Origin of the sequence: Alicyclobacillus suci (genome assembly GCF_017329615.1) — a bacterium.
In the GTDB taxonomy this organism is placed as follows: domain Bacteria; phylum Bacillota; class Bacilli; order Alicyclobacillales; family Alicyclobacillaceae; genus Alicyclobacillus; species Alicyclobacillus suci.
In genome coordinates this window covers 73,084-86,113 of record NZ_JAFMTW010000007.1, presented here as the reverse complement: position 1 = coordinate 86,113, position 13,030 = coordinate 73,084, and the positions used below count along the sequence as shown (strand labels likewise).

Below are 13,030 nucleotides of genomic sequence, written 5' to 3'. Positions count from 1 at the left end.
CCTTACAACCTCCCTGCCGCAGCTTCTGTCTTCTCAATCTCTTCCACTGGGATGTAGTGGTGATCATCGTATTCGAACGAGCGCAACGCCATGGTGACCAAGACGCCAGCCAGTCCGATAATCGCGAGAATCCACCATTCGAAAACGAATCCAGCACCCGCGATAAAGAAGAACAAGCTCATGATAATCGGTCGACCAGAGTCATTCGGCATATGAATCGGCTCAAACGGAATATCCTTCGGTCCATTGATGGACTCGCCGTTTTTCTTCATAATCCACCATGCGTCGCGACCCTTAATTTCCGGAATCCGGGCAAAGTTGTAGGTCGGTGCAGGAGACGTAGTTGCCCATTCGAGCGTCCGAGCATCCCATGGGTCGCCTGTGGTATCGCGTTCTCCGTAGCGTGCGCTCCAGAGAATGTTGAAAGCAAATACCAAGAACCCAATACCCATCAACACCGCACCAAACGTTTCAATCAAGTTGATGACGCCCCAACCATAACCGGCCGGGTAAGTGTACACACGACGGGTCATACCCATGAACCCAAGGAAGTACATTGGGAAGAAACAAATATTGAACCCAATCATAAACAGCCAGAAGTGCCACTTGCCTAAGCGCTCGTTGAGCAGCACGCCGAACATCTTCGGCCACCAGTAATACAGTGCGGCAAAGACGCCAAACACGGTACCGCCAATGAGCACGTAGTGGAAGTGCGACACTAGGAAGTAACTGTTATGGTACTGGTAATCCGCAGGCGGTACAGCCAGCATGACACCGGTCAAACCACCAATCAAGAAGTTCGGGATAAACCCGACTGCCCACAGCATCGCGCTCGTATATTCGAGGCGACCTTTATGCATGGTAAACAGCCAGTTGAACACCTTGACGCCTGTCGGAATCGCGATAGCCATGGTCGATACGCCAAAGAACGAGTTGACGCCTGGCCCTGCGCCCATCGTAAAGAAGTGGTGAACCCACACGACGAAACTCAGGATAGCGATGGCAACCATCGACACGACCATTGCGGAATACCCGAACAGCCGCTTGCGTGAAAAAGTACTAAAGACTTCCGAAAAGATACCGAAAGCCGGCAGAATGACGATATATACCTCTGGATGTCCCCAAATCCAGAACAAATTGACGTATTGCATGGGCATACCGCCCGCACTGACTGTGAAGAAATGCGACCCAAAATCGCGGTCAATCAACAAGAGCGCCAACGCGACTGTCAAAACAGGGAACGCGAAAACGATAATAATTGACGTGATGAAAACCGACCAAGTGAACATCGGCATCCGCATCAGCGTCATGCCTGGTGCGCGCATGCGCAAAATGGTCACGAGGAAGTTCACGCCTGTTGCAATCGTACCAATACCTGTGATCTGCAGCGCCACCAAGAAGTAGTTCTCACCCGGGCCTGGATCAAAGGCGTTTTCGACATAAGGTGTATAACTTGTCCAACCACCATCCGGCGACCCGCCGACGACGAATGACAAGTTAAACAACATCGCAGCTGCGAAGAACAACCAGAAACTGATGGCGTTCAAATATGGAAACGCGACGTCGCGGCAGCCAATTTGCAACGGGACAGCCACGTTAAAGAACCCGATAATCGCAGGCATCGCCATGAACAGAATCATGATGGTACCGTGCGTGGTAAAAATCTGATCATAGTGATCTGCGTTCAAAAAGTGCATGTTCGGCCATGCGAGCTGCGCACGCAGCAATAAGCCGTCTGTGCCGCCACGGAAGAGCATCAAAATGGCAGCAATCAAATACATTATCCCGATCTTCTTATGATCCACTGTCGTGAGCCAATTATCCCACAGCCACTTCCAGAGTTTGAAATAGCTGAGGACGGCGATGATACCGATAGTGGCCAAAATGATGAGAACATCGGACGTCCAGATCAAGGGGCCTTCGTCGAGCATAAAGAAATGCATGGCCCATTCCCGGAAGTTGCCCACTCTCGCTTCCTCCTTGCTACGCGACAACCTATTGTCACATATGCTGTCGTAGCGGTGTTATTGCGGTTCCGCTGTAGAGAACGCCATCTTTCCAACGTTGCCTGGCGTGCTCAATTGTTTATCCGCTTGTTTCGTAAGCGGTGGTTTGGTCTGTTTAATCGTCTGAACCCACTTGCTGAAGGCTGCAGGACTTTGCGCGTTGACGTCAAACGTCATCGCCGCGAAGCCACGGCCTGAATACTGACCACTGCGTCCTTGATACGTCCCGGCGTGATCGGCTTCCAACCAAAGCTTCAGGTCTTTACCTGGCATGTTGAATTCCATACCGCCAAGAGCAGGTACCCAGAACGTGTTCATCGGACCGTCCGACGTCAACTCGAAGTCGACAGGTTGGCCAGCTGGAATGTTGACGTAGTTGACCGTCTCAATTCCTTGCGCAGGGTACTTAAATACCCATTTCCAACGTTCAGAGATGACATCGATGACAATTGGATTGCTCGATGCTCCCGCTGTCGCTGTCGATCCGGTCGCCGCATCCGCCTTCGGTGGTTTGACGAGTTTATACGTCACTGCCACAGTTGGAATCGCAAGCGCGATGACAATAATGACTGGAATGACCGTCCAAATGGTCTCCCAGCGGGAATTCCCCTCAATCTCAGGTGGAACGTAATCCTTGTTCTCCGGCCTTGCACGATACTTGACGAGCATGTAGAAGTAGATTACAAACACGCCCAGTACGACAACGAGCATCAATACAAATGACCAGATGATCAGGTAATACTCACTTCTTGCAACCGGCCCCTGCGGACTAAGCACAGGCATGTACTTCGCCGAGTTACAGCCGGTTAGGGCAAACATGGACAGCCCCACTACGAGCAAGAGGCTGCGAAGTCGACGCCCAGATGGCTTCATCGTCGCTTTCGTCTCCTTTCTATCTATGAGATATGTAGAACAGTGCCCCCCTCAGAGAGATGAAATCATTGGCCTTTGAACGAAACCAAGTATGAATACAGGGACCGCACCAGCCGAAGACTCCATGTCTTATGTAGAAATGAGCACCGTCCAAGACGCCATATAGATGATACCAAAGACAATTTGAATTGGCGCTCTCACAGGTGAAGAGTTTGAAAAAGCTTCACAAGCATTTCACAGTTATGCAACACTTGTTCGCGAATTCGTCACAAAAGAACATCAAATCTCCTTGATGTTTCCCCCATTGCCCCCCTTACTACGATGTCTGACGTGTGTTAGTCTACACAACATGTCAGTATGGGATTTTCCCTGTAAAATTAAACCACGCAAAACCAATCAAGGAGCGTGTCTCTTGTGTACGACGCCACGACATTTTACGACATTGTGAGCCGGTTCGCAAAAGACTTCTATGTACCGGATATCCTACCGCCTCGCGCCACGTGCATTTTTATCCTAGAATCTCCCCATATACAGGAGGTCAAACATCGGGTTCCGGCCGCCGGCAGTTCCGGTGCGACCATGAGCAAACACCTGTTTGGCCCAATCTTTGGCTCCACGCCAATTGGTCTGTTACTCAAGCAGCACGACGAAACCCCCGAAGAGAATCCTATTCTTGACCACATCGGCCTCGTCAACGTCTGCAACGTACCGCTTCAAAAAGCGGCGTACAAGCCCATGCCGAACCTATCAGAATGCAGCGAAGTGCAACTGGAGATGTGGTTTTCCGACATGGAGTATGTGCGTACGAACAACCAGAGGGTTGGGTACCGGGCGGATAGGCAAAATCAAATCGAGCACTGGCTCACCGCGAACCTTCGCGAGAAACTCGACAAGTTGCGCGGAAAACAAATTACATTAGTCCCCTGCGGCCGCTTCGCACAAAAATACACGCGCCTATGTGACGTCCACGACGTCCAATGGCAAACTATTGAAGACGTTCCGCACCCGTCCTATAACAGTTGGGACAGGCCTCGCTATCGATCGCAAATCGCCGCCATTCGGCAAGCACTCGCCGCCGTGAGTGACCATGGCACACCGTGACGAAGCTCGGCCAATGGTAGATGGGGCGCTTTCGTCACGGGCGCCCCTCGCGATAGACCTTGCTGATATACGGAGCGTTCGGATAGTCTACTTCGCGTAGCCGCCGGATGGCCTCGTCGATATCGTACGGCACCCTGCGCAAATTGATATTCACACGCGTTGCGTCAAAATCAAGCACTACATACGACGCCTCCGGTATGCCGTCAAATGGCAGCCCGACACTCCCTAGGTTGACGATAGTCCGCTGGTTCATTTCGCGCACATAAGGCAAGTGAATGTGACCGTACAAATAGACCGCCGCTTCGCGCGCGCCAAAGATTTGACGCTCCACAATCTCCTCCTCTGTCGTCGCCTGAACAATCGCAAACAAATCATTCGGCGTCGCATGAAACGCAAACCAATCAATCCCACCAGTGGACTTCGCCAACGTCAGCGGCAGTTGGTCCAAATACTGAATGTCACCTGTCGTAAGCTGATTCACCGTAAACTGCTGCTCAGCGCGCATCACCATAAGCCGCTGTTCCGGCACCTGTCCACGTTGAACGCCATTGACAACCCACTCATCCGCATTTCCCTTGATGACGTCAGTAGCCACAGACTGCACGAGTTCCAGGCACTCCTTTGGATCCGGCCCCCGATAACAAATATCCCCCAACACATAAATCTCCTGGCAGCCCGTTTGCTCGATATCCTCCAGAACAGCGCGCAGCGCCACGGCATTCCCGTGAATGTCCGAAATAAACGCTACTCTCATTGCGCTCACCCCCACTGTGTGACTGAAATCGTCATGCTCACCATGCGCCCTAGGCGCAAACGAAAACGACCTCGCCCCTATGAGGATACCCTACGACTGTTAGATATCGGCGTCGGAATCGGAAAGTTTTGTTTCGGCGGGATGGTAGGATGGCGCTTTGGGGGGCTGGAGGGGTGCCCGGAGTATCCTAATAAGACATTCGCGCACCTCGAATCCCCATAAATCAACAAAAAATGAACTATTCATACGATTTTATCCTTTATAATTAATTTTTTATAAATTTATACCTTAAATCCCTGATTATGAAAACCATCCAATAATAGAGCAGATATATTAACTTATTATGTCCCCGCCTGGCTACTCGAATCCGCTGGCACCACCCCATCCCGCCGGCACCCCGCCCCACCTTTGTGCGACCCGTGCGCGTTTGTGATATATTTCAGTAGGCGAAATAACTGAAACACAACTGCTTATCGATAGAAGGGGGTGTAAGCAGTGAGCACGCAACCGACCAAAGCGGCCTCCAGTCGCTATCCGTGGATGGTACTGTCCGTAACAAGCCTTGGCGTGATGTTGACCTTGCTCAACGTAGGGACGCTCAACGTCGCATTGCCAGTGGTTTCGGCCCATTTTCACGCGACAGCGACCACCGCAAACTGGATTCTGCTCTCCTATTTGTTGTTTAACACGATTTTCATTCTCATCTTTGGACGCATTGCCGACATGTTCGGCCGGCGCAGGCTATACATTATTGGATTATCCGCGTTCACCGTCGTCAGCCTGCTCATCGGGTTCGCACCGAACATCTGGGTGCTGCTCGTGCTTCGCGCCATTCAGGCAGCAGGCGGCGCCATCGTCGTCACCAACACAACGCCTCTGTTGACCGACGCCTTCCCCGCCAAGACGTTGCCCAAAGGATTAGGTATCAACGTGCTCGTCGCCTCCGTCGCGCAGTTGATTGGCCCCGTCGTGGGTGGATTTTTTGCGTCTGACCTCGGGTGGCAATGGGTATTCTGGTTCAACGTACCGTTTGGCATCGTCGGTGTCGTCTGGGCGATGATGACATTGCGGAAGAGTTCGACGACAGGTACGCGCGAGCCGTTCGACATTCCGGGGAATATTCTGATCTTCTTCGCGCTCGGCGGCGCCATTCTCGCATTGTCGGAAGGCAGTACGCTGGGATGGGGGAACCCGCTCGTCATTGCCGGACTGCTCGCATTTGTCATCCTGACGCCGATTTTTTTGCGCGTCGAGTGGAAATCAAAATCGCCACTCATGGATTTACGGCTGTTCGGACAGCGGCGGTACGCGATGGCGTACGCATCGACATTCCTCAATTCGTTCGCCCGTTCGGCGGTCGTTTTGTTGATGGCGCTCTACTACGAGACCTTAAACCACGCATCGGCCTTCACCGCCGGGCTCGCCGTGTTGCCGGTCACCATCGGGATGGTGCTGCTGTCGCCCGTAGCAGGCTCACTGGCCAGTCGCTATGACGCGCGGCTGTTGTCGAGCACGGGGCTTGGCTTGTCAGGTGTCGGCGTCTTGATTCTCATCTTTGAAGTCGGGCCGACCAGTTCCTTTGCCGTGGCCGCCATCGGCATGTTCCTCGTGGGCGCTGGAACCGCATTATTTATGACCCCGAACACGTCGTCGATTATGACGACTATCGATCCCGCCCATCGCGGCAGCGCCAACGGCCTACGGTCCATGTTACAGAACATGGGGCAAGTCATCAGCACCGCACTGTCCCTAATGATTGTCACCGCCAACCTGCCACCGCGGTTGCAGTCGAGCATCTACGAAGGCAGCACCGGCGCTATCCCTACAAACGACGTCCATCTGATTGTCGTCGGCTTCCGGTACGCGCTCCTCGCCATGCTCGTAGCGACAATTATCGGGATGTTCACATCCCTCGTCCGCGGTCAACGGCCAGTGAACCCCACTAAGTCATCGATGAGATGACTTAGTGGGAAGCAGAGATGCCACATCACGCAGCACGCACGTCACGGCGCCGCGCGGTCACCCAAAGCGCCAACGCCGTGAAGACGACAAAGTAACACAATAAGACGGCGAAATCGGCAAACGATGGCGATTTACCGGAGACGAGTTGCCACGCGACGTGCGCCAAGTGATACGTCGGCATGTAGGTCGCCACGTGCTGCATCAACGGGGGCAAGCTGTTGAGTGGGAACCACAGCCCGCCCGTGATAGATAAGATAAAGTAAGCTGCTGACGCGATGACTTGAGAGGCATCCATTCCAGCAATTTGCCCAATCAAAATTCCGAGGACGATAAACGCGAGTCCCCCAAAGGCAATCCACAAACCAGAGAGAATCCACTGTACAGCTGTCAACTGCACGTGCTCGACGGCGCCCCCAACCAAAAAGAGCACCACCACCTCCGCCATGTTCATCAGCAAATTCGCAACAATTTTCGTCGTCACGTAATGAATGGAAGATAGCGGCGTCGTCTGGACAAGGCGCAGCCATCCCTGCGTGCGCTCGAACGCGATGCGCGAGGAGAGCCCATTCAACCCCGCGCCCACGACACTAAACGTCGCCATCGACATCATGTAGTAAGTCGCCCATGTCGTTCCGCCAATTTGTTTGTGGGCACCCAGGAGATGGACATAGAGTAAGTAGAATCCGACCGGCAGCAGAAGGCTGAACACGAAGAAGCGCCGGTTGCGGACATTGCGTAAAATCTCGATTTTTGACTGCTGCAACCAGCTACGCAACGCGTCCTCCCCCTTATCCTTCTGTCTTAGAACCGAATGCATTCGAGCCAAATGAATCAGAACCATCTACATCTGAACGATGCATCAGCGACAAAAATGCATCTTCTAATTGTCCCTGCGAGATTTCAAAGTGTTTTGCGTCGAGGTGGTGCGTGATGATTGCGCGCAAGACGGTGTCCGGTTGATGGGTGGTAATGCGAACGTGCCGACCGCTCCAGGTGACGTCGTGCACGGCCGGAAGTGCAAACACGTCCGACGTCGTGACCGTCGGCCCTGCAAGGAACGACACATAACGATTGCCTGCGCGCAATTTGACCTCTTCGACCCCTCCGTCCACCATAATTTGACCATCCTGCATCAACAAGACCCTGTCTGCAATCGAATCCGCCTCTTCCATATGGTGGGTCGTCAGGACAATTGTCCGCCCTTCGTGGCCAGCGATTGCCCGCAGATGCTCCCAAAACCCACGGCGCGCGGACACATCCATCCCAACAGTCGGCTCATCGAGAAAAAGCACTTGGGGATTCCCGGCCATCGCTAATGCAAATTGCAAGCGCCGCTGCTGCCCGCCACTGAGCTTCACCGCCTCTTTGCGCGCGAGCGGTGCTAAATCTGCCATTTCTAATAGAAGTTTCGCGTCCAATGGCTGTTCATAATAGCTACAAAACAAATCTATCAACTCACGAACCTGCACTTTTGCTGGCAGACTCACTTGCTGCAACATAACGCCCATTCGCCTGCGAGTCGCCGGTTTCACGGGATTGCCTCCGAGAATTCGAACGCTCCCCCTGGTCGGGCGGGCAAGCCCTAACATGAGGGACATTGCCGTCGTCTTGCCCGCGCCATTCGGGCCCAAGAGCGCGACGATGGTTCCCGCTTCAATGACCGCACTCACGTCGCGCACCGCCCACTTGTCGCCATATCTTTTCGACACACCGTCGAGGACAATGGCGGACTCCATATCCCTCAACCTCCCTTCGCCAACACAAAGCACACAAAATACCGTGTCCCCAGCATAAAGGGGATTTCAGCATTTGGGTAGGTCTATGGCAGCATCGAAGGAGAGCCAACCTGTTCATTGTGAAATAAGTGCTTTAAATTTTGAATGTGACGGCTGTCTGAAAGAATCAACAAATGATCCCCCGACCGGAGTTTGGTCGATCCCCTCGGTACCACCACCTGGTCTCCCCGCACGATGCCGTAACACAATGTGTTCTCTGGAAATTTGATGTCGACGAGCCTTTTATCGACGAGATTGGACGTTTGTGCAATCCCCACAGGCAAAATGACGGCGTTCTCGCGGGTGATAGAAATAAGGTCGAGAATACTTTCCGCAGGCGTCGGATCTAATAAATCAAATTTCTCCGCAACCCAGTTGACGGTCATTCCTTGAACTAAGGTAGATGCAATGACGACAAAAAACACCACTTCAATCAACACAATATAACCGGTCACCTGCGCCTCGACTGCAGATAGAATGAGTACGATAGGCGCCGCGCCCCGCAACCCTGCCCAAGCCATGAACGCCCGCTCCCTGTGTGAAAACCCCATACCAATTGTAGACACCCAGACGGCCGCTGGGCGCGCCAGAAAGAGCGCGCCCAAGGCAAGTCCAACGCCTGGAAGCGCGAGGTAGAGCAAATCACGCGGAACCAAAAAAAGTCCGAGAACGACGAACATGAGAATGTGCATCACCCACGCCAACCCTTCGTGAAAGCGGAGGATACTATAACGGTGCTCAATCCGCTTGTTCGACAGAACGACACTCGTCACATAGACGGCGAGAAAGCCACTTCCGTACAATAATTGCGCCAATGCAAACGACAGGAGTGCAAGGCCTAATGTAAGCGCAGGGTACATCCCACCGGTTTCGAGCCCTATGCGGCGGTTCATGTACGCACCAAATTGTCCCGTGAGCACCCCAACGAAAAACCCAACACCCATCTGCAGCAAAAACAGCACGAAGGTATACCCCAAGGCGTGGGTGACTGAAGAATGTGTCAACGTCTGCCACTGAATAATGCTCGTGGTAAGGAAGAACGCCATGGGATCATTGGTCCCCGACTCCAATTCCATGACATCGACCAGCCGCCGGCGCAGCGCCGTGCCACCAAGCACGCTGAAGACTGACGCGGCATCGGTGGAACTTGCCGCCACGCCAAATAGCGCCGCCGCCGTGAATGAAATGTGCAAACATGCGTATGCCAAACCAGTCAAAATGGCTGCCGAGACAATCACGCCGACCGTCGCGAGCGAAATGGAAGGCGCAAAAGCCCGTTTCACTCGCCGCAACGAGGTGTGCAGCCCGCCTTCAAAGAGGATGAACGCAAGCGCGAGGTAGCTGAGATCCTTCGCAATCGTCGGTGTCACGGTTTCGTAGACGCCGGGATCAAACGCGGCAAAGACGGCCCCTATCGCCACAAAACTAATGAGCGCGGGAAAGCCTAACTGCTTATTGACGCGCACCATCAGTACGCCAGACAAGAGAACGATGGCCACGATAAGCGTGATAGTGTTCACAAGCGTCCCCCCGAAAAAGTCAGTCCCTCTCCAGTCTGACCTTTTCGCGGGGATTTCAAAATCACACCTGGTTGGCAGCCGCTTAACGACTACGGCCGCCCCTTGCGCATCGCCGCCCGTGCCTCCGCGCGTTCCTTTAGGCGCGCGTTAAATCGCTGCAGCAAATAGAGAAACTGACCTTGTTCGGATGGCGTCCAATCCTCCAACACTTCCTCATAGAGCTCTCTGCGGGCTTGCCGGACTTCCTGTAATTTCTCGATACCTTGAGCGGTTATCTGCAATACACTGCTGCGCTTGTCCTGCGGGGCCACTTTGCGCTCCACCAATCCCATCTCGACAAGCGGGACAATTTGCCGACTGACCGTCGAAGTATCCAATTCGAATGCAGCCGCATACTCGCCTTGCGTACATTGACCGTTTTGCTGTAGATAGAGCAGAAGCAAATACGCAGATCTATCCAGTTGTGCCGTCCCGTACGTTCGCGTGCGGGCCCCCTCGATTCGGCGGGCAAACACAGCCACTTCCTGCTCAATTTGTTGCAATATATCGTCCACGGTGTCACCTCACTGCATTCCTCGACGTTTGTGTTTTCCGCACTTTTAACGCACTGAATATAGTTGTATAATACAAGTTGTTTTATTTGCGCCGATCCATATTCCTACCCTACTAGGCGCCGAACAAGCGAAATAAAGCGAAATAAATGGAAGGAGACTGCTCATGGCATCTCAAACTCAGGATGAACTTGCCCAAAAACCCGCGCGGTCCAATATCCTCAACCAACCGGCGCCGGTTTTTGCGGTCGCATTTGCCTGTATTATCGCATTTATGGGCCTCGGCCTGGTCGACCCCATTTTACCAGCCATCAGCGCGCAACTGCACGCGTCCAAGGCGCAAACAGAATTATTGTTCACCAGCTATAACCTCGTTACAGGTGTCGCCATGCTCATCACTGGCTTCATCAGCACGCGGATTGGTCCAAAATGGACACTGCTCATCGGTCTTTTCATCATTGTCTGCTTCTCATTTTTCGCTGGCCACTCAAGTAATGTCGGCCAAATCGTCGGATTCCGCGCAGGTTGGGGATTGGGTAACGCCCTGTTTATTGCAACCGCGCTCAGCGTCATCGTCGGTGTTGCACGCGGCACCACCGCGAACGCCATCATTCTCTACGAGGCAGCGTTGGGGCTAGGAATTTCAGTCGGTCCACTGCTCGGAGGCACACTCGGTGCACATAGCTGGCGAGATCCATTCTATGGCGTCGCCACCTTAATGGCGATTGGTTTCATTTGCGTTCTGCTCTTTCTGCGCGGTGTACCACGACCAGCTCAGCGCAGTTCCATCGTCGCCCCCTTTAAGGCGCTAAAATACAAAGGCTTGCTCACACTCGCACTAACAGCACTATTCTACAACTTCGGCTTCTTTACCCTTTTGGCGTATACCCCCTATCCATTGAAATCAATTGGCATTCACGGATTGGGTTATGTGTTCTTCGGTTGGGGCGTTCTGCTCGCGATTACCTCCGTCTTCGTGGCGCCGCGCCTCCAGAATCGCTTCGGCCTCCTACCGACGATGTACAGCATGCTCGCCCTTATCACCATCACGCTGTTGGTCATGGCTTTTGCTGTACATTCCGTTGTCACACTGTCAATTTGCGTGATTGTCGTTGGCGCATTTTTAGGCGTGAACAACACGCTTGTGACAACCGCCGTCATGGGCGCCGCGCCCGTCGAGCGCCCGACCGCATCTGCAGCCTACAGCTTTGTTCGCTTCGTCGGTGGTGGCATTGCCCCCTGGTTAGCGGGTAAACTGAGTGATACCATCAGCGCCGCCATGCCGTTTTATATTGGCGCACTCGGCGTGTTTATCGGCATTATCTGTTTGTTCATCGGCAAAAAGGCGCTTGCTCATGTCAATCACGCCAAAGCACACTGATGTTTTCACAGAGGGAGCGATGATGTGGAGCTCTATTTTCTAGGCACAGGGGCTGGAATGCCATCGACGCGGCGCAACGTGACATCCGTGGCAATTCGGTTAAACCAAGAGCGGGGATCGTTTTGGCTCGTCGATTGTGGAGAGGGCACGCAGCAACAAATGTTGTCCTCCCCCCTCAAGCCCCGCCAACTCGAAAAATTATTTATCACGCATTTGCACGGTGACCATCTATTCGGATTGCCAGGTCTTCTCGGCAGCCGCGCCTTTCAAGGCGGACAAACTCCTCTCGTGATTTACGGCCCGAAGGGACTCTCTGAATTTGTCGAGACGACGCTGCGCGTGAGTGATACACATCTCACATATGACATTAAAGTATGTGAGATTGACGAAGGCATCGTGTTTGAGGACGAGCAGTTTGTGGTGTCTTCACGCAAGTTATCTCACGGCGTTCCATCCTTTGGTTATCGCTTCGAGGAATCGCCCGCTGCAGGTCGGCTGGACACGGAGAAGCTCACGCAAGAAGGCATCGCGGAAGGCCCGATTTACGGACAGCTCAAACAGGGACACGACGTCACCTTGCCCGATGGGCGCGTACTTTGTGCGAAGGATTATCTATCGGCGCCGATTCCAGGGCGCAAAATCGTTATTCTCGGCGACACGAGGCCCTGCAAAGCCATCACGCAACTTGCAGCAGGCGCCGATATACTCGTTCACGAAGCCACATACGCGGCCCTTGACTCCGACAAGGCGCAGGCACATCACCACTCGACCGCCGTCGACGCGGCGTCCGCAGCGCGCGACGCAGGAGTCGGCGCGCTAATTCTCACACACATCAGCGCGCGCTACGACGAAGTCGGGCTGGCCCACCTCTTGAGTGATGCGCAGGCAGTGTTCCCCAATACGCACTTAGCAACAGATCACTGGTCCATTGCTGTTCCGCGCTCTGGTACCATCCGTGAGCCACTAGGGCCTCCACCAGCTTCTTCGTGATGGAACAAAATCGTCTACTGGATGAAGTTGTTTCGATGAAGTTGTTTCAAGGAAATTTCAATCTGCAAGCGGTATCCTACAAACAGGCGGGACAGGAAAGGTGCCTGTCAGCGCCGT

The 13,030-nt window shown here is 53.6% G+C and carries 11 protein-coding genes; 4 read left to right on the top strand and 7 right to left on the bottom strand.

The window, feature by feature from the left end:
* Positions 1–2: 2 nt before the first annotated feature.
* Entirely contained in the window at positions 3–1,943 is a 1,941-nt protein-coding gene (gene qoxB / locus J3482_RS05640; RefSeq protein WP_206916304.1) for a cytochrome aa3 quinol oxidase subunit I, read from the bottom strand.
* 81 nt (positions 1,944–2,024) lie between these two features.
* Complete coding sequence (locus tag J3482_RS05635) at positions 2,025–2,879, bottom strand: cytochrome c oxidase subunit II (RefSeq protein WP_206916234.1); 855 nt, start codon at positions 2,877–2,879, stop codon at positions 2,025–2,027.
* Positions 2,880–3,293: 414 nt separating this feature from the next.
* Here J3482_RS05635 and J3482_RS05630 point away from each other — a divergent pair, with 414 nt between their 5' ends.
* Positions 3,294–3,980: a hypothetical protein gene (locus tag J3482_RS05630; protein ID WP_206922167.1), complete on the top strand. Its 687-nt coding sequence runs from the start codon at positions 3,294–3,296 to the stop codon at positions 3,978–3,980.
* A gap of 34 nt (positions 3,981–4,014) precedes the next feature.
* Here J3482_RS05630 and J3482_RS05625 read toward each other — a convergent pair whose 3' ends face one another.
* Positions 4,015–4,734, bottom strand: a complete 720-nt coding sequence (locus J3482_RS05625; RefSeq protein ID WP_206916238.1) for a metallophosphoesterase family protein — start codon at positions 4,732–4,734, stop codon at positions 4,015–4,017.
* 495 nt (positions 4,735–5,229) lie between these two features.
* Here J3482_RS05625 and J3482_RS05620 point away from each other — a divergent pair, with 495 nt between their 5' ends.
* On the top strand, positions 5,230–6,696 hold the full coding sequence (locus J3482_RS05620) for an MFS transporter (protein WP_223204148.1): 1,467 nt from the start codon (positions 5,230–5,232) through the stop codon (positions 6,694–6,696).
* A gap of 25 nt (positions 6,697–6,721) precedes the next feature.
* Here J3482_RS05620 and J3482_RS05615 read toward each other — a convergent pair whose 3' ends face one another.
* The 4 genes from J3482_RS05615 to J3482_RS05600 form a co-directional block, all read right to left on the bottom strand.
* Positions 6,722–7,471, bottom strand: a complete 750-nt coding sequence (locus J3482_RS05615; protein WP_146823117.1) for an ABC transporter permease — start codon at positions 7,469–7,471, stop codon at positions 6,722–6,724.
* Between the two features lie 13 nt (positions 7,472–7,484).
* The gene (locus tag J3482_RS05610; RefSeq protein WP_146823119.1) at positions 7,485–8,432 is read right to left on the bottom strand and encodes an ABC transporter ATP-binding protein; all 948 of its coding nucleotides are present in this window, start codon (positions 8,430–8,432) and stop codon (positions 7,485–7,487) included.
* Between the two features lie 83 nt (positions 8,433–8,515).
* On the bottom strand, positions 8,516–9,991 hold the full coding sequence (locus tag J3482_RS05605) for a potassium/proton antiporter (protein ID WP_146823121.1): 1,476 nt from the start codon (positions 9,989–9,991) through the stop codon (positions 8,516–8,518).
* An 89-nt stretch (positions 9,992–10,080) separates the two neighbouring features.
* Positions 10,081–10,545 (bottom strand): MarR family winged helix-turn-helix transcriptional regulator, encoded by a 465-nt coding sequence (locus J3482_RS05600; protein WP_146823123.1) that lies wholly within the window; start codon positions 10,543–10,545, stop codon positions 10,081–10,083.
* A gap of 163 nt (positions 10,546–10,708) precedes the next feature.
* On the opposite strand from J3482_RS05600, the gene J3482_RS05595 reads away from it, so the two are divergent.
* Together J3482_RS05595 and rnz are read left to right on the top strand one after the other, a co-directional pair.
* A complete protein-coding gene (locus tag J3482_RS05595; RefSeq protein ID WP_146823125.1) occupies positions 10,709–11,923 on the top strand; it encodes an MFS transporter in 1,215 nt (404 codons plus the stop codon).
* Positions 11,924–11,947: 24 nt separating this feature from the next.
* Complete coding sequence (rnz, locus tag J3482_RS05590; RefSeq protein ID WP_146823127.1) at positions 11,948–12,913, top strand: ribonuclease Z; 966 nt, start codon at positions 11,948–11,950, stop codon at positions 12,911–12,913.
* Positions 12,914–13,030: the final 117 nt, after the last annotated feature.

Coding starts and splice junctions, on each gene's coding strand:
- J3482_RS05625 (WP_206916238.1), bottom strand. CDS start 4,734: ATGAGAGTAGCGTTTATTTCGGACATTCACGGGAATGCCGTGGCGCTG.
- qoxB (WP_206916304.1), bottom strand. CDS start 1,943: ATGCATTTCTTTATGCTCGACGAAGGCCCCTTGATCTGGACGTCCGAT.
- J3482_RS05595 (WP_146823125.1), top strand. CDS start 10,709: ATGGCATCTCAAACTCAGGATGAACTTGCCCAAAAACCCGCGCGGTCC.
- J3482_RS05635 (WP_206916234.1), bottom strand. CDS start 2,879: ATGAAGCCATCTGGGCGTCGACTTCGCAGCCTCTTGCTCGTAGTGGGG.
- J3482_RS05610 (WP_146823119.1), bottom strand. CDS start 8,432: ATGGAGTCCGCCATTGTCCTCGACGGTGTGTCGAAAAGATATGGCGAC.